This window comes from Aureimonas phyllosphaerae (assembly GCF_900113065.1).
In the GTDB taxonomy this organism is placed as follows: domain Bacteria; phylum Pseudomonadota; class Alphaproteobacteria; order Rhizobiales; family Rhizobiaceae; genus Aureimonas; species Aureimonas phyllosphaerae.
Map to the genome: position 1 here is coordinate 333,376 of NZ_FOOA01000001.1, position 15,591 is coordinate 348,966.

Here is a 15,591-nt window from a genome sequence, read left to right on the forward strand (position 1 = left end):
GATCCCCGAAGGGTGCGCGAACCTTGACACGTCATCGAAGATAGGTGGCCGCCAAATCCTTGCCAACAGCCTTCGCAGGATTTGCGGCATTTTGGGGATCGGCGGTTAATCGATCCCCCGTCCCGCCCGGCAGATCGGCGGTGATGCGCCATGCGACACATGGTCTGGGGCGAAGCGTCGGTACATCGGGAAACCGCTTCCCGAGCCGGGGGTGAACGGCGCAAACGCCCCCGTCGCGGTCGATACCGACCGGGAGCGTGCGAGATACGGGACCTCCGAGGCCGAGACGACCGAGCGGCTCGAGGCGCGCTGCGCCCGTCTCCCCCGCACCCGAAATCGTGAACCGGCGATCGAAGAGAAGGCGGCCGCTCGCCGCGACCTCGACGCCCGGCGGACCGGTTCTGCCGTACTCGCGACGAATCGTCAGCCGCTCGCCCGCCCGCTCCACCCGGCTGCCGCCGAGCGTCGCCGCGCGTCCGCCCGAGGCCAAGGCGTCGCGCAGCCGTTCCACCGCGGCGCGCTGCGGAGGATGCGGCGCGCCGCCCGCCGCCGTCAGGATGCGAGGCCAGAGCGCCTCGTCGCCGGGCGCGGGCTCGAAGACGACGGCGCCCGCGTCGTCGACGCGAAGCCGCCCCTCCCCTCCGGCCCGCCGGATCGCCGCCGTGATCGCCGCATCCTCCGCGGCACGAAGTCCTGCCGCGCGGGCGATCGCGGACCGAAGCTCGGCGACCTCCTGCGGGGCGCCGGCGAGTTCCGCGCGTATGCGGGCACGCCGATAGTGCAGGTCCACGTTCGTCGGATCCTCGACCGGCGACAGCCCCGCTCGCATCACGGCATCCATGAGCGCGCGCTTCGGCAGGTCGAGAAACGGGCGGACGAGGACGAGACCGGGCTCGAGATCGCGCCAGGCGCGCATGCCGGCCAGCGCCGGCCCACTGGCGCCGCGCTCGCGCGCCAGACGATGGGTCTCGATCTGGTCGTCGGCGTGCTGCGCCACGAGGATCGCATCGGCGCCCACCCGGATCGCTTCGGCTCCCAGCAGGCGGTATCGCGCTTCGCGCGCCTCGCCCATCAGGTTGCCTCGCACGGCGTCGCCCGAGTGCCACGCCAAGGTCCGATGCGAAAGCCCGAGATCGCGGCAGATGCCTGCCACGAACCGCGCTTCCGCCGCTGACTCTTGCCGCAGCCCGTGATCGACCGTCGCGACGCACACCTCCAGCGGCAGCGCGGCGGCGGCGAGGAGCAGCGCAAGCGAATCCGCCCCGCCGGACACGCCGAGAAGCAGACGCCTCGCGGCAGGCCGTTCCAACGCAAAACGGCCGAGGGCGGTCTTCACCGCCTCGGCCGTCTCGTCGATCACCTGCGAAAGGCCCGGATCAGGCGCAGCTGGCGGACTTCGTCTCGCTCTGCAGCTTGCGTTTCACGTTGGCGCTCATGTCGGGATAGCGCTTGCCGACCTCGGCATAGGTGACGCAGGCCGTCTCGCGGTTGTTGAGGCGGGCGAGCGACATGCCGAGCTTCAGCATCATCTCCGGCGCCTTGGCGCTCTTGGGGAATTCCTTCTGCGCGTTCAGGAAGACCTCGGCGGCGTCGCGATACTTGTTCTGCGCGTAGAGCGCCTCGCCCAGCCAGTACTGCGCGTCGGCCGCGTCCTGCGAGCTCGGATAGGCCTGCGTGTACTGGCGGAACGTGTTCTCGGCGAGCTGGTAGTCGCCTGCCAGCATGTAGTTGTAGCCAAGCGAATACATCTCGACCGGGCCGTTGGTGGCGATCGAGGCGACCTTGTTCGAGCCCGTGGTGCTCGGCGGCGGCGTCGGCTCGTTGAGGCTCGTGTCACCGTTGCCGAGAAGGGCGCCGATCTCGTCGGTCTGCGGCGCGGCGGTCGCCGGTGCCGCGCGGCTCGCATCGTTGACGCTCGGCGGCGCGGCGGAGGCCACGCGCTCGTTGCCGACCGGGTTAGGCGCAGCATCGGTGCGGCGCTCGGCCGGCTTGGCGGCGGCGCCCGAGCCCTTGCCTTCGAGGTCCTGGAAGCGGAACTCGTTGTCCTCCTGCGTCTTGCGCAACTGCTCCTGCAGCTGGAGCACCAGGAAGGACAGCTCCTCGACCTTGCCGGTCAGGCGCCGCATTTCCTCTTCCATCTGGGAGATGCGGACGCCGCCGTCGCCGACCTGCGCCATCAGGACAGGGGCATGCTCGCGCGCCACCACCGGCGCACGGTCACCGCCGCCGAGGCCGAACGGGAGGTCGAGTGCGGATGCGGGTCCCGCCAGCGCGGCGAGGACGAGAACGGAAACGGTTGCGAGCTTCATCTTGGCCATGCGGGACATCCCCTCGGGATCGCTGGAGGCCCCTCGCCCGCAAGCTGTTCGAAGCCAGTGGGCGACGACCTGTCGACCCGTCAGCTTGGACCGGCGGAAGGCGTCCAAAGTTTGGCCGGTGCTAGCACAGACAAGGACGCCCTCACGCAAAACGGCCCCGGAGGGCCGTTTCGAAACGCTCGATGTTGCAGAAATGCCGCAGATCAGCTGCCGGCGCCGTTCAGCACCGTGACGGCGCGGCGGTTCTGCGACCAGCAGGAGATGTCGTCGCAGACGGCCACCGGGCGCTCCTTGCCGTAGGAGATGGTGCGCATGCGATTCGGCGACACGCCCTGGCTGGCGAGGTAGTCGCGCGTGGCGGCGGCGCGGCGGGCGCCGAGCGCAAGGTTGTACTCGCGCGTGCCGCGCTCGTCGGCGTGGCCTTCGACCGTGATCGAGTAGTTGCGGTACTGGTTCAGCCACTGCGCCTGGCGGGCGAGCGTCTGCTGCGCGTCGGCGCGGATCGAGGTCGAGTCCGTGTCGAAGAAGATGCGGTCGCCGACATTGACCGTGAAGTCCTGGCTGGTGCCCGGAGCCGCCGAACCGCGACCGCCCGCGCCACCGGCGCCACCGAGGCCGCCCGCACCGCCGAGGCCGAGGCCGGCCGCGTTGTCCGGCAGTCCGTTGTTCTTCTTGGCGCAGGCCGAAAGCGCCAGCGCCGCGACCAGCGCGAGGGCGATACGACCATGGACCCCAGTAGCGATGCGGCGCATGGCCGTCTCCTTAACTCTGTGATTTCCGTATGGGCCCGTTTACCATGATCGCGGTTAACGAGTGGTCAACAGGCGATTGAAAGCGCCGGAGAATCCTACTCCAGCGCCGGCGACCAGGCGGGGTCCGACGCGTAGTTCGGCGTCGCGACCTTCTGCTCGTTCCGGCCGGTCAGGTCGATCGAGTAGAGCTGCGGACCACCGCCCTGGTCGCGGAAGAACATGATCACGCGCCCGTTCGGGGCCCAGGTCGGCCCCTCGGCGTGGAAGGACGAGGTGAGGATGCGCTCGCCCGAGCCGTCGGGCTTCATCACGCCGATCTGGAACTGGCCGCCGGTCTGCTTGGTGAAGGCGATGAGGTCGCCGCGCGGGCTCCAGACCGGGGTGTTGTAGGTGCCCTGCCCGAACGAGATGCGCTGCTGGCCCGAGCCGTCGGCGCCCATCACGTAGATCTGCGAGCGGCCGCCGCGGTCACTCTCGAACACGACCTTCGAGCCATCGGGCGAATAGGAGGGCGAGGTGTCGATCGCGTTGGTCGAGGTCAGGCGCGTCGTCGCGCGCGAGCGCAGGTCCATCGCGTAGATGTTGGAGTTGCCGTCCTGCTGGAGGCTCATGACGACCTTCTGGCCATCCGGCGAGAAGCGGGGCGAGAAGGTCATGCCGGGGAAGTTGCCGACGACCTCGCGCTGCCCGGTCTCAAGCTGCAGGAGATAGACGCGCGGATCACCCTGCCCGAAGGACATGTAGGTGATCTCCTGACGGTTGGGCGAGAAGCGCGGCGTCAGCACGAGGTCGCCGCCCTGGCTGAGGTAGCGCACGTTGGCGCCGTCCTGGTCCATGATCGCGAGCCGCTTCTTGCGGTCGGTCTTGGCGCCGCTTTCGTCGACGAAGACGACGCGCGTATCGAAGTAGCCCTTTTCGCCTGTCAAGCGCTCATAGATCGCGTCGGCGATGATGTGGGCGATGCGGCGCCAGTTGTCGGGGCTCGCATAGAACTGCTGCCCGTCAAGCTGCTGGCCGGCATAGGTGTCCCATAGGCGGAACTCGACGCGCAGGCGCCCATCGGCCTCGGGCGTGACGCGTCCGGTTACGAGGGCCTGCGCGTTGATCACGGTCCAGTCCTGGAAGCGCGGCGTCGCGTCCGGCGTCACGTCCTTCTGGATGAAGGCGGCCGGGTTGATCGGGGCGAAGAGGCCCGAGCGCTTGAGGTCGGCGGCGACCACCTCGATCAGCTTGGCGCCCAGCGCGTCGCGCGACTGGAAGTTCGGCAGGGCGATCGGCAGAGGCTGGACGTTGCCTTGCGTCACGTCGATCTCGACCGCCGCGTGCGCACCCGATGCCAGGGCGAGGCCGGCGGTGGCGGTGGCGAGGGCAAGAGCCAGGGATCGGATGAAGCGCGTCATGTGCGGGACCTTCCCGTTTGGGCATCGGGTTCGAAGCCGTCGATCGGGACGGCGACCCGGACTTCGCATGAGAAAAGGACGAGGCGGCGGCAGCGTGCCGCCGCGGGAGACGAAACGGTCAGAACATCTGGCTCGGGTCGAAATTGACGGTGACCTGAGCCCAGGTGTCGTACTTCTCGGCCGGCAGGTTGTACGGCGCGCAGCGGCGCACGGCGCGCACCGCGGCTTCGCTCGCCACCCGCTCGGCCATCGACGAGCCGCCACCGGACAGGATCTCGGGCAGCCCCTCCAGCTCGCCCGTGGGCCCGAGCTGCATGGAGATCTTCACCCGGAAGTTGCCGGCGTCGACGCTCCCGGCCGGCGGGTTCCAGCAGCGCATGATCTGGCCGCGCAGCGCGTCCATCTCGCTCTGCGACAGCGATCCGCCGGTCTGGCGCGTGGCACCGAGCGCCGCCTGCTGGGTCGAGCGCTTAGCGCCGCCGCCGGACGAATCCTGCTTGTTGAGGAGCGCGGCGATCTGGTCGGCGTCGAACTGCTTCTCGGTCGAGGTCTGGGTCGCCGGCTTCTTGGTGTCCTTCGGCTTTTCCTTCGACTTCGACGTCTCCTTCGCCGGTTCCTTGGCGGGCTCCTTCACCGGCTCGGCCTTCTTCGCCTCCGCGACCTTCACGGGCTCGGCGGGCTTGGGCTCGGGCGGCTTCGGCTTCACCTGCGGCAGCGGCACGTTGCGCGGGGGCGCTGGCGTCTCGGCCTCCGCCTTGGCGATCTCGGCGGCGAGCGGGTCGATCTCGGGCGCGGCCTCGGCCGGCGTCGGCTCAGGCTTCTGTTCCGCGACCTCGGCCGGCGGCTCGGGCGGGGGCGTCGGCTCCGGCGGCGTGGGTTGCGGCGGCTCGGGGCGCGTCTGCGGCGTCACCGCCGGCGGCGGCGGCGGCGGCGGGGGCGCCTCGGCGGTCGAGACGTTCTCGTGCGGCGAGGGCTTTGGCGCCGGCGGCGTCTTGAGGTCCACCTCGTTGTCGCCGACGTTCTCGGCCGGCATCGGCAGCTTCTCGGGCGTCTTCGTCGGCGTCGGCGCGGACTTTTCCGCCTCGGGCGCGTCCTGTTCCCCGAGCGTCGCCTGGCTGACGTCGGTCACCAGCGTCACGGGCAGCGCTTCGCCGCCCATGTCGAGCTTTTCCGGTGTCCCGAAATGCCAAAGCCCCCAAGTGAGGATGGCCGTGTGCAGGATCGTGGAGGTGGCAAAGGGTTTCATCGGCCGCGCGTCAGCTTCCCGCGGTTTCCTGCGTGGTCACGAGACCGATGTTCTTGAAGCCCGCCGCAGAGATGCGCGACATGACCTTCATCACCGTGCCGTAGTCGGCCGAGCCGTCGGCGCGCAGGAAGATGCGCTCCTCGTAGCCGGCCTCGGCGATCGCCTTCAGCTGCTCGACGATGGCCTCCGGTGCGACCGGCGTCTCCTGCAGGAAGATCTCGCCGCCCTTCTGGACCGAGATGGTGATCGGCTGCTTGTCCGCCGACAGCGCCTTGGCGTTGGTCTTCGGCAGTTCGAGCGGCACGCCGACCGTCATCAGCGGCGCGGCCACCATGAAGATGATGAGGAGCACGAGCATGACGTCGACCATCGGCGTCATGTTGATCTCGGCCATGGGCGCCTTGCGCGCGCGACGCCCGCGGCGCGATCCGCCTCCAGACGAAGCTCCCGTCGACATGCCCATGAAAACGACCCCTCGAGTGGAATGGAACGAGCCGACCGGCGCTCAGCGCGCGGCCGAACGCTCGTCGATCTGGCGCGACAGGATGGAGGAGAATTCGTCGGCGAAGGCCTCGAGCCGCGCGCCGAGCTTGCCGGCGTCGGCCGACAACTTGTTGTAGGCGACGACCGCCGGAATGGCCGCGACGAGGCCGATCGCGGTGGCGAGCAGCGCCTCGGCGATACCGGGGGCCACGACCGCAAGGCTCGTCTGCTCGGAGGCGGCGATCGACTGGAAGGCCGTCATGATGCCGACCACGGTGCCGAACAGGCCGACGAACGGCGCAGCCGAGCCGACGGTGGCCAGGAAGCCGAGACGGGACTCGAGCCCCTCCATCTCGCGCGCCATCGTCACGTCCATGGCCTTCTCGATGCGGGTCTGGAGGCCGATCGGCGAGCGGGCCCCCTTCTCGAAGCTCTTCTTCCACTCGCGCATGGCCGCCACGAACAGCGCGCCCATGCCGCTGGTCTTGCGGTCGGACAGCGTGTGGTAAAGCTCTTCGAGCGACTGGCCGGACCAGAAATTGTTCTCGAACTGGTTGAGCTGCCGGCGGAAGCTGGCGTAGCGCGTCCACTTGTCGAAGATGATCGCCCAGGTCCAGACGGACGCGGCGAGCAGGCCGATCATGACGAACTTGACGATGAAGCCCGCCTGCCAGAAAAGACCCAGGAGCGACATGTCGTGGGCCGGCGCGGCCAGCGCAGTCTGAGCGACCTCGTTCATTCCTTTTGCGTCCCTCGAATCCGTCGGATCGTCCTGGTGGCTCTGGAAGCGTCTCGCTTCCGGCGGACCGACCGCCCCTGCCACGACCAGAACCACGCCCATGCCGGAACGCCGGCGCGGAACGTCGTCCATGGCGCCCTTTGACCGGTTGATTCCGGTGAAAGAATGGCATGGCGGGGGGTGAGCCCTCCGACCCCATCAAGCATCGTTAGGGTTAACAAATCGTTTGCGGACGGTATTTTACCGTGCTGCGGCAAGACGCGAGGCTCGCCCCACGGGGCGGTTCTATGCCTCTGGCGCGCCCAGCCTCTCGGCCACCGCAGCCGGCATGCGACGCGGTCGCCCGTCCGGCGAGATCACCGCGACCTTGACCCTGGCCTCGATCAGCACTTCGTCTCCGCGCAGGATGCGCTGGTCGAGGACGACGCGCGCCCCGCCGAGCAGCGCGGTGCGCGTCTCGACCGACAGGATGTCGTCGATCCGGGCGGGGCGCAGGAACTCGATCTCCATGCGACGCACGGCGAACGCCATCGGCTCGCCGAAGGCGCCGTCCATCAACTCGCGATGGCCGATCCCGTGCAGGCGCAGGTAGTCCGTGCGGCCCCTCTCCAGAAAGTGAAGGTATCGCGCGTGGTAGACGACACCGGAAAAGTCGGTGTCCTCGAAATAAACGCGCACGTCGAGGCGGTGTCCGCCATCCACGAGGCGGCCTGCAAGCTGATCGGTCATGCGCCCTCTTAGCGCCCGGCGCGCCCGCGTTCCAGCGCCGCCCGCGACCCGAACCGTCATCGATCCGTCATCGGACCGTCATCGCGCGGTGACGTCCGGCTGATTGGAGGGCGCGTCCGCTCATCTTCCGGAAGGTCCGCCATGCGTTCGATCCGCCTCCCCGCCGCGCTTGCGCTGCTCGCGTCCACCGCCCTGCCCGCCGCGGCGGAACTGGTCTTCAACCGGATCGCCTCCTTCCCGGTTGCGTCGAACCTTCCCGCAGGGACCGACGCCAAGGCGCCGACCTCGGCGGAGATCATCACGGCGTCCGGCGACGGCAACACGCTGGTCTATTCGGACAGCCCGCACGGCGGCATCGGCTTCATCGACATCACCGACGCCCGCGCGCCCAAGAGTGCTGGCTATGTCGCCTTCGAGGGTGGCGAGCCGACGTCGGTGGCAGCGAGCGGCGCCCATGTCTTGGCGGCGGTCAATACGTCGAAGAGCTTCACCGAACCGTCGGGCTTCCTCGCCACCGTCTCGATGGCGGACCGCACGGTCACCGCGCGCTGCGACCTTGGCGGCCAGCCGGACTCCGTCGCCGTGTCCCCGGACGGCACGCTCGCCGCGGTCGCGATCGAGAACGAGCGTGACGAGGACCGCAACGACGGCGCCCTGCCGCAGATGCCGGCGGGCTATGTCGTACTCTTACCGCTAAGGGACGGCGCGCCGGACTGCGCGGGCCTGCGCCGCGTCGAGCTGACGGGCATTCCCGCCATCGCGGGTGAGGATCCCGAGCCCGAGTTCGTATCCTTCAACGCGAACAACGAGTTGGCCGTCACGCTTCAGGAGAACAATCACATCGTCCTGATCGACGGGAAGACGGCCAAGGTCACGGGCCACTTCACCGCAGGAACCGTCGCGCTGGAGGGCGTGGACGCCGAGGACGACGGCAAGATCGCCTTCACCGACACGATCGAGGCGCGCCCGCGCGAGCCGGATGCCGTGAAGTGGCTCGGGACCGACCGTCTCGTCGTCGCCAACGAGGGCGACTGGAAGGGCGGCACCCGCGGCTTCACGATCTTCAACCGCGACGGATCGGTGGCCTACGAGTCCGGCCCTGCGTTCGAGCGCGAGGTCGCCAAGGCCGGCCACTATCCCGACAAGCGGTCCGACGCCAAGGGCGTCGAGCCGGAGGGTCTCGAGGTCGCCGAGTTCGGCGGCGAGCGCTTCATCTTCGTCCTGTCGGAGCGCGGTTCCGTGGTCGGCGTCTATCGCGACACGGGCGCCGAGCCGGAGTTCGTGCAGCTCCTGCCGTCCGGCATCTCGCCGGAGGGCGCCGTCGCCATTCCCGGCCGCAACCTCCTCGCCACCGCCAACGAGGCCGACCTCGTCGAGGACGGCGCGGCGCGCAGCCACGTGATGCTCTACGAGCGCGCCGAGGGAACGCCCGCCTATCCGCAGATGGTGTCGATCGAGCGGGACGGCGTGCCGATCGGCTGGGGTGCGCTCGGCGCGCTGGCTGCCGATGCGAACGAGCCGAAGCGCCTGTTCGCCGCGAGCGACAGCGTCTACGGCAAGGCGCCGACGATCTACACGATCGATGCCACGGCCAAGCCCGCCCGCATCACCGACGCGATGGTGGTCACGGAGAACGGTGAAGCCGCGGGCAAGCTCGACATCGAGGGCCTCGCGCTCGACGGCGCCGGCGGCTTCTGGCTGGCGAGCGAGGGCAACCCGGAGAAGGAGGTGCCGCACCAGCTTCTCCATGTCGACGGCAAGGGCGTAGTGGTGGAGACGGTGGCCTTCCCGGCCGAGCTTCTGGCGCACCAGACCCGCTTCGGTGCGGAGGGCATCGCCAAAGTCGGCAACAGGCTCTGGGTCGCCGTGCAGCGCCCCTGGAAGGACGACCCTAAAAACACGACGAAGCTCCTCGCCTACGATCTCGACGCCAAGACCTGGGGCGCGGTGCGCTATCCGCTGGAGGCACCGCCGGCCGAGGGCGCCTGGGTCGGCCTGTCCGAGATCACGGTCTCCGGCGACGCCGCCTATCTCATCGAGCGCGACAACCTGATCGGGGATGCCGCGCGACTGAAGCAGATCACCCGCGTCGCGCTCGACCAGCTGAGGCCGGCCCCGCTCGGCGGTGATCTGCCGACCGTCGAGAAGGGCGTAGTGCGCGACCTCCTGCCGGACCTGAAAGCGCAGACCGCAGGTTACGTCGTCGACAAGGTCGAGGGTCTTGCGATCGACAAGGACGGCACCGCCTTCGTTGTGACCGACAACGACGGTGTCGACGACTCGTCCGGCGAAACGTTGTTCTTCGAGATCGGCAAGCTGGACGAGCAGTCGGCGGCCGTGCGCAACTGAGGCTCACGCATCGGATGAACGAAGGGGCGGAGCCGCAGGGCCTCGCCCCTTTTACGTAAGCCCTACTCCTCTTCGCCTTCGAACAGGCTCGACTGGATGCCCTGATATGTCGAGGGCACGGCGAGGCCGAGATGCTTGAACGCATGCTGGGTCAGGAGCCGGCCGCGCGGCGTGCGCTGGATGAAGCCCTGCTGCAGAAGGTAGGGCTCGACGATGTCCTCGATCGCGTCGCGCGGCTCCGACAGGGCGGCGGCGATGGTCTCGATGCCGACCGGGCCGCCACCGAAGTTGAGGGCGATCAGGTCGAGATAGCGCCGGTCGAGCTGGTCGAGGCCGAGGCTGTCCACGTCGAGCCGTGTGAGCGCCTCGTCGGCGATGCGTCGGTCCACGACCTCCGAGCCGGCCATGGTCGCGAAGTCGCGCACGCGGCGCAGCAGGCGGCCTGCGATGCGCGGCGTGCCGCGGGCACGGCGGGCGATCTCGCGCGCGCCGTCGTCGCCCATCGGCAGGCTCATCAGCCGCGCCCCGCGCTTCACGATGTGTTCGAGCTCGGCGATCGTGTAGAAATTCAGCCGCACCGGAATGCCGAAGCGATCGCGCAACGGCGTCGTCAGGAGGCCGATGCGCGTCGTCGCGGCGACCAGCGTGAACTTCGCCAGATCGATCTTCACGGAACGCGCCGCCGGCCCCTCGCCGATGATGAGGTCGAGCTGGAAATCCTCCATGGCGGGATAAAGGATCTCCTCCACCGCCGGCGAGAGGCGATGGATCTCGTCGATGAACAGGACGTCCCGCTCTTCGAGATTGGTGAGGAGTGCCGCAAGATCTCCCGCCTTGGCGATCACCGGACCGGACGTCGAGCGGAAGTTGACGCCGAGTTCCTTCGCCATGATCTGCGCCAGCGTCGTCTTGCCGAGACCCGGCGGGCCGACGAAGAGAACGTGATCAAGGGCTTCGCCGCGTGTCTTGGCAGCCTCGATGAAGATCTTGAGATTGGCGCGCGCCGCCGCCTGACCGACGAAGTCGTCGAGCCGCTGCGGCCGCAGCGACGCGTCGACATCCTCGCCGCGCTTCTCGGGGGTGATGAGGCGTGTGTTGCTCATGGGTCCGTTCGCTTCAGCGGCTCAGCGCCTTGAGACCGAGGCGGATCAGGGTCGTGGACGGCCCATCCTCGCCCGCCTCCTTCACCGCGACGGCAACCGCGCCGGCCGCTTGCTCGCGCGAATAGCCGAGATTGACCAGCGCCGACACGGCGTCGGCGATCGGCGCCGGCGCCACGCCCTCGCCGAGGTCGCGCTTGAGGCCGAAGCTTTCAGCCGCGGCCGCGCCCGAGAAGGCCGGCGCCTTGTCCTTCAATTCCGCGACGATGCGCGCGGCGACCTTCGGCCCGACGCCCGGCGCGCGGGCGACCATGGTGCGGTCCTGCAGCGCGATGGCGTTGGCAAGGTCGCCGGTCGAGAGCGTGCCGACGACCGCCAGCGCCACCTTCGCGCCGACGCCCTGCACGCTCTGGAGCAGGCGAAACCAGTCGCGCTCGGCCGCGGACGCGAAGCCGTAGAGCCGGATCATGTCCTCGCGCACATAGGTCTCGATGAACAGCGAGGCCGCCTCGCCTGCGCCCGGCAGGCCCGCCAGCGTGCGGGCGCCGCAGAAGGCGACGTAGCCGACGCCGTGGACGTCGAGGGTCACGCAGTCCTCCTCGACCGTATCAACGGTGCCTTTCAGCTTGCCGATCAAGGATGCGTCTCCGGACAGATGATGTCGAGCTCGGGAAAGTAGTCGCGATAGCGCGAGGCGTCGCGGGTGAGAAGGCGATGGCCGGCGACCATGGCGTGGGCGCCGATCAGGAAGTCGGGGAGCGTCCGCTCACGGCGCCCGCCCCGCGTTCGGTAGAGGCGGTGGGCCTGACCGGCGGGATAGGCGGCCTCGAAGGGCAAGGCTTCGTAGTGGAGACCGAACGGACGCAGGGCGGACAGGAGCGTCCGCTCGTCCGGATAGGGTTGCGATATTTCTGCCCAGGCCACAGCGCTAAGGCACAGAACGCCGAGATCGGATGCCTCGTCGAGTTGTCGAGACGACCATTCCTGATGTTCGGGTTGCGCGCCCGCGTTGAGGATGTCGATGAAGATGTTGGAATCAACGAGGGTCGAGATCGTCACGCGGTCCTCGAATCATCTCCATGTATTCGTCCGTCGTCATTCCGCCGAGGTCCAGCGTTCCCCGGAGGGCATCCAGCGCCTTGCGGATCTGCTCGCGCCGTCGCTGCCTCGCATCGGCATCGTCGATCCGGACGACCTCGACGCTGGCGCCCCGATCGACGAACTCGACCTCGCTTCCCGGCCCGATCCCGAGCTTGTCGCGGATCGGCTTCGGGATCGTCACCTGCCCCTTCTCGGTCACCCGCATGACTCGACCCCACCCTAGTAATACCTGATTGGTATTACCTATCGAGCAAACGGGAACAAGTCAAGAACATCAGAGGTTGGCGTAGACCGCCCGCGCCTGCGCCGACTGGCGGTGATGGGTATGGCAGATGGCGATGGCGAGCGCGTCCGCCGCGTCGTCGGTGTCGAAAGTGGCTTTGGGCATCAGCACCTTCACCATCATGTGGATCTGCGCCTTCTCGCCATGCCCGACCCCGATCACCGCCTTCTTCACCGCGTTCGGGGCATACTCGGCGACCGGCAGCCCGGCGAGCGAGGGCACCAGCATGGCGATGCCGCGCGCCTGGCCGAGCTTCAGCGTCGCGACCGCGTCCTTGTTGACGAAGGTCTGCTCCACCGCCGCCTCGTCCGGGCCGAAGCTGCGCAGGACGTCCGTCAGCCCGTCGTGAAGCTGGCGCAGCCGCGTTGCGAGGTCGAGCTTGTTGTCGGAGGTGACGGTGCCGCTCGCCACGAAGCGAAGCGAATTGCCGACCGTCTCCACCACGCCCCAGCCCGTGCGCCGAAGGCCCGGGTCGATGCCGATGATGCGAATGGTGCGCTCCTGAAGCATGCTCGTTCCACTTCCGTTCTTCTAGCGCATCGCTACGCCGGAGTGGTGAACAAAATCGAAACGGGGACGCACGGACGGACGACTCTACCGAACCGCGCTACCGCCCCGCGCAAAAAGCTATGGCGACATCTTTTATTGTCGTATATAACTTGGACGATCAGAGGGAGGGGGTAGAGATGGATGAGCTGAAGCCGATGACCGGCCTGATGAACGGCCTGCTTTTCAGCGCGGTCTTCTGGCTCGCGGCCATCGACATGGTGCTCTGGCGGACGTTCTGACGAAGCCCATCCGCCGCGCGATCAGGGTTTCGTCCTTGAGCCCGGCGTTGAAGTCTTGGCCCTTCGCGCGCATCCTGTTCTCTCTAATGCGCCTGAACTTCGGCCGCACGTTTCGGTGAATCGTCTGGAGACGCCGGGTCCCGGCCCCCACTTTCCGGCGCATGACTTATCGCCACATCATTCGGCGCCTCGTCGTCGCAGCAACCCTCTCGCCTCTCCTGATGCCCGTTGTCCCGGCAGGGGCGCAGGAGGGCGCCCCTGCCGTTCCCGGCGACGCGCGGACGCCAGCAACCGCCGCCCCCGTCGCGCGGGACGGTTTCGGTGCGGCCATCGAGCGGGCCCGTTCCTTCGCGCCGCTTGAGACGCTGCAGATCGCGCAAGACGGCGAGACGCTGGTGGACGAGGGCTTTCGCGGCAATCGCACGGACCGGGCCGCCAATATCAAGTCCGCCTCGAAATCCGTGGTCTCCGCGCTCGTCGGGATCGCGATCGACAAGGGTCTGATCCGGGGGCCGGACCAACCGATCGCGGATTTCCTGCACGCGGACTTTCCGGAGAACCCCGACCCTCGCCTTACCCAAGTGACGGTCGGCCATCTCCTGTCGATGCAGGCCGGGCTGGAGCGCACGTCCGGGGGCAACTACGGCGCGTGGATCTCCTCGCGCAACTGGGTGCGCGACGCGCTCCGCCGCCCCTTCGTGACCGATCCCGGCGGTTCGATGCTCTACTCCACAGGCTCGACGCATCTCCTGTCGGCGATCCTGACGAAGGCGAGCGGCAGGACGACGCTCGCGCTCGCGCGCGACTGGCTGGGGCCCGCCGGGGTGCGCGTCACCGACTGGGAGCGCGACCCGCAGGGCATCTATCTCGGCGGCAACCAGATGGCCATGACGCCGCGCTCGCTGCTCGCCTTCGGCGAACTCTACCGTCGCGGCGGCCTAGGCTACGACGGAACGCGCATCCTCTCCGAAGACTGGATCGCCCAGTCCTGGACCCCGCGCACCACCTCGCGCTTCCACGACGGACGCTACGGCTACGGCTGGTTCATCGACACCTTCGCTGGCCATGCAGGGCGCTACGGCTGGGGCTATGGCGGGCAGATGATCTACGTCATCCCCGACCTGGCTCTCACCGTCGCCATCACCTCGGCCGAGGACCAGCCTTCCGCCCGCTCGGGTTACGTGCAGGACCTGCACCGGCTGGTGTCGGAGACGATCATTCCGGCGGCGGAAGCTCGGCGGGCGACTGAGGGCAAGAGCTGACCCCGCCTGTCCGGACCGCAGGTTCGCGATCGGTCGGCGGGAGCCTCGAGACATAGAAAGGGGCGCACGGTTTGATCCGTGCGCCCCTTTTCAACTCCTGCGTTCCCGAACCCCTGTGTCAGGCGGCCGAGAGCTTGGCCATCGTCTCCTCGTCGACCTCGAAGTTGGCGTAGACGTTCTGCACGTCGTCGTCGTCCTCGAGGTTGGCGATGAGGCGGAGCACGCTCTGGGCCTTTTCCTCGTCGACCGGGGTCGTGGTCTGGGGACGCCAGATGATCTTCACGCTCTCGGCCTCGCCGAGGCTCTTCTCCAGCGCGGCGGCGACATCGTTCATGTCGCCGAAGGCGGTGATGATGCGATGGCCGTCGTCGTCGCTCTGGACGTCGTCGGCACCCGCCTCGATCGCGGCCTCCATCACCTTGTCGGCGTCGCCGGCCTTGGCGGAATAGACGATCTCGCCGACGCGATCCCAGAGGAACGACACCGAATTGGTCTCACCGAGCGCACCACCCGACTTGGTGAAGTAGGAGCGCACGTTGGACGCCGTGCGGTTGCGATTGTCGGTGAGCGCCTCGACGATCACGGCGACGCCGCCAGGCCCGTAGCCCTCGTAGCGCACCTCGTCGTAGTTCTCGGTGTCGGCGCCCGAGCCCTTCGAGATGGCGCGCTGGATGTTGTCCTTGGGCATGGACTGCGCCTTGGCGTTGTTGATCGCCAGGCGCAGGCGCGGGTTCATGTCGGGGTCGGGCGTGCCGCTCTTCGCCGCGACCGTGATCTCGCGCGCGAGCTTGGAGAACATCTTGGAGCGCACGGCGTCCTGCCGGCCCTTGCGATGCATGATGTTCTTGAATTGGGAATGACCGGCCATCGCGGCACCTGTTCTCTTGTCTGACGGGATCGCTTTGCGGGTTCGTATAAATTCCATGCGGGCCCGCGTCCAGACGACGCGCCGCCCGGTGGATGACGCGAGTGTGACTTGGGCGCCGGCCGCAACGGGCGCAGGCTCACCTTCCGATCCCGCACGAACCCACGAGGTCCACG

16 protein-coding genes are annotated in these 15,591 nt (G+C 68.4%); 2 read left to right on the plus strand and 14 right to left on the minus strand.

Annotated elements, in window-relative coordinates; all coding sequences use genetic code 11:
* Window positions 1–31 precede the first annotated feature (31 nt).
* The 8 genes from tilS to ybgC form a co-directional block, all read right to left on the minus strand.
* Window positions 32–1,360: a tRNA lysidine(34) synthetase TilS gene (gene tilS, locus BM175_RS01625; RefSeq protein WP_090958341.1), complete on the minus strand. Its 1,329-nt coding sequence runs from the start codon at window positions 1,358–1,360 to the stop codon at window positions 32–34.
* 16 nt (window positions 1,361–1,376) lie between these two features.
* On the minus strand, window positions 1,377–2,318 hold the full coding sequence (gene ybgF / locus BM175_RS01630) for a tol-pal system protein YbgF (RefSeq protein ID WP_244545823.1): 942 nt from the start codon (window positions 2,316–2,318) through the stop codon (window positions 1,377–1,379).
* Between the two features lie 203 nt (window positions 2,319–2,521).
* Complete coding sequence (gene pal / locus BM175_RS01635) at window positions 2,522–3,070, minus strand: peptidoglycan-associated lipoprotein Pal (RefSeq protein ID WP_090958343.1); 549 nt, start codon at window positions 3,068–3,070, stop codon at window positions 2,522–2,524.
* Window positions 3,071–3,165: 95 nt separating this feature from the next.
* Window positions 3,166–4,470, minus strand: a complete 1,305-nt coding sequence (gene tolB, locus BM175_RS01640; protein ID WP_090958345.1) for a Tol-Pal system beta propeller repeat protein TolB — start codon at window positions 4,468–4,470, stop codon at window positions 3,166–3,168.
* 118 nt (window positions 4,471–4,588) lie between these two features.
* A complete protein-coding gene (locus BM175_RS01645) occupies window positions 4,589–5,716 on the minus strand; it encodes a cell envelope integrity TolA family protein (RefSeq protein ID WP_090958347.1) in 1,128 nt (375 codons plus the stop codon).
* Window positions 5,717–5,726: 10 nt separating this feature from the next.
* A complete protein-coding gene (gene tolR, locus BM175_RS01650) occupies window positions 5,727–6,179 on the minus strand; it encodes a protein TolR (RefSeq protein ID WP_090958349.1) in 453 nt (150 codons plus the stop codon).
* Between the two features lie 42 nt (window positions 6,180–6,221).
* Window positions 6,222–6,938 carry a protein TolQ gene (gene tolQ / locus BM175_RS01655; protein WP_090959100.1) on the minus strand — a complete coding sequence of 239 codons (717 nt, stop codon included), beginning with the start codon at window positions 6,936–6,938 and terminating at the stop codon, window positions 6,222–6,224.
* Window positions 6,939–7,223: 285 nt separating this feature from the next.
* Window positions 7,224–7,667 (minus strand): tol-pal system-associated acyl-CoA thioesterase, encoded by a 444-nt coding sequence (gene ybgC, locus BM175_RS01660; RefSeq protein WP_090958351.1) that lies wholly within the window; start codon window positions 7,665–7,667, stop codon window positions 7,224–7,226.
* A 141-nt stretch (window positions 7,668–7,808) separates the two neighbouring features.
* Between ybgC and BM175_RS01665 the strand changes: the two genes are divergently transcribed.
* A complete protein-coding gene (locus BM175_RS01665) occupies window positions 7,809–10,016 on the plus strand; it encodes an esterase-like activity of phytase family protein (protein ID WP_090958353.1) in 2,208 nt (735 codons plus the stop codon).
* A gap of 62 nt (window positions 10,017–10,078) precedes the next feature.
* On the opposite strand, the gene ruvB is transcribed toward BM175_RS01665, so the two are convergent.
* The 5 genes from ruvB to ruvC form a co-directional block, all read right to left on the minus strand.
* Complete coding sequence (gene ruvB / locus BM175_RS01670) at window positions 10,079–11,119, minus strand: Holliday junction branch migration DNA helicase RuvB (RefSeq protein WP_090958355.1); 1,041 nt, start codon at window positions 11,117–11,119, stop codon at window positions 10,079–10,081.
* A 13-nt stretch (window positions 11,120–11,132) separates the two neighbouring features.
* Window positions 11,133–11,753 (minus strand): Holliday junction branch migration protein RuvA, encoded by a 621-nt coding sequence (ruvA, locus tag BM175_RS01675; RefSeq protein ID WP_090958357.1) that lies wholly within the window; start codon window positions 11,751–11,753, stop codon window positions 11,133–11,135.
* Window positions 11,750–12,175 (minus strand): type II toxin-antitoxin system VapC family toxin, encoded by a 426-nt coding sequence (locus BM175_RS01680; protein WP_090958359.1) that lies wholly within the window; start codon window positions 12,173–12,175, stop codon window positions 11,750–11,752. The genes ruvA and BM175_RS01680 overlap by 4 nt, the downstream gene beginning before the upstream one ends.
* A complete protein-coding gene (locus BM175_RS01685) occupies window positions 12,153–12,422 on the minus strand; it encodes an AbrB/MazE/SpoVT family DNA-binding domain-containing protein (RefSeq protein WP_090958360.1) in 270 nt (89 codons plus the stop codon). The genes BM175_RS01680 and BM175_RS01685 overlap by 23 nt, the downstream gene beginning before the upstream one ends.
* A gap of 69 nt (window positions 12,423–12,491) precedes the next feature.
* Window positions 12,492–13,010 (minus strand): crossover junction endodeoxyribonuclease RuvC, encoded by a 519-nt coding sequence (ruvC, locus tag BM175_RS01690; RefSeq protein ID WP_090958362.1) that lies wholly within the window; start codon window positions 13,008–13,010, stop codon window positions 12,492–12,494.
* A gap of 499 nt (window positions 13,011–13,509) precedes the next feature.
* Between ruvC and BM175_RS01695 the strand changes: the two genes are divergently transcribed.
* Window positions 13,510–14,550 carry a serine hydrolase domain-containing protein gene (locus BM175_RS01695; RefSeq protein WP_090959102.1) on the plus strand — a complete coding sequence of 347 codons (1,041 nt, stop codon included), beginning with the start codon at window positions 13,510–13,512 and terminating at the stop codon, window positions 14,548–14,550.
* Window positions 14,551–14,668: 118 nt separating this feature from the next.
* Here the strand turns inward: BM175_RS01695 and BM175_RS01700 are convergent, their stop codons facing one another.
* Window positions 14,669–15,418 carry a YebC/PmpR family DNA-binding transcriptional regulator gene (locus BM175_RS01700; RefSeq protein WP_090958364.1) on the minus strand — a complete coding sequence of 250 codons (750 nt, stop codon included), beginning with the start codon at window positions 15,416–15,418 and terminating at the stop codon, window positions 14,669–14,671.
* Between the last annotated feature and the right edge of the window lie 173 nt (window positions 15,419–15,591).

What these genes read in the sequence shown, in the direction of transcription:
- BM175_RS01685 (WP_090958360.1), bottom strand. Translation starts at nt 12,422, where the DNA reads ATGCGGGTGACCGAGAAGGGGCAGGTGACGATCCCGAAGCCGATCCGC.
- BM175_RS01700 (WP_090958364.1), bottom strand. Translation starts at nt 15,418, where the DNA reads ATGGCCGGTCATTCCCAATTCAAGAACATCATGCATCGCAAGGGCCGG.
- BM175_RS01645 (WP_090958347.1), bottom strand. Translation starts at nt 5,716, where the DNA reads ATGAAACCCTTTGCCACCTCCACGATCCTGCACACGGCCATCCTCACT.
- tolQ (WP_090959100.1), bottom strand. Translation starts at nt 6,938, where the DNA reads ATGAACGAGGTCGCTCAGACTGCGCTGGCCGCGCCGGCCCACGACATG.
- ruvC (WP_090958362.1), bottom strand. Translation starts at nt 13,010, where the DNA reads ATGCTTCAGGAGCGCACCATTCGCATCATCGGCATCGACCCGGGCCTT.
- pal (WP_090958343.1), bottom strand. Translation starts at nt 3,070, where the DNA reads ATGCGCCGCATCGCTACTGGGGTCCATGGTCGTATCGCCCTCGCGCTG.
- ybgF (WP_244545823.1), bottom strand. Translation starts at nt 2,318, where the DNA reads ATGGCCAAGATGAAGCTCGCAACCGTTTCCGTTCTCGTCCTCGCCGCG.
- BM175_RS01665 (WP_090958353.1), top strand. Translation starts at nt 7,809, where the DNA reads ATGCGTTCGATCCGCCTCCCCGCCGCGCTTGCGCTGCTCGCGTCCACC.
- ybgC (WP_090958351.1), bottom strand. Translation starts at nt 7,667, where the DNA reads ATGACCGATCAGCTTGCAGGCCGCCTCGTGGATGGCGGACACCGCCTC.
- tolB (WP_090958345.1), bottom strand. Translation starts at nt 4,470, where the DNA reads ATGACGCGCTTCATCCGATCCCTGGCTCTTGCCCTCGCCACCGCCACC.
- BM175_RS01695 (WP_090959102.1), top strand. Translation starts at nt 13,510, where the DNA reads ATGCCCGTTGTCCCGGCAGGGGCGCAGGAGGGCGCCCCTGCCGTTCCC.
- ruvB (WP_090958355.1), bottom strand. Translation starts at nt 11,119, where the DNA reads ATGAGCAACACACGCCTCATCACCCCCGAGAAGCGCGGCGAGGATGTC.
- tolR (WP_090958349.1), bottom strand. Translation starts at nt 6,179, where the DNA reads ATGGGCATGTCGACGGGAGCTTCGTCTGGAGGCGGATCGCGCCGCGGG.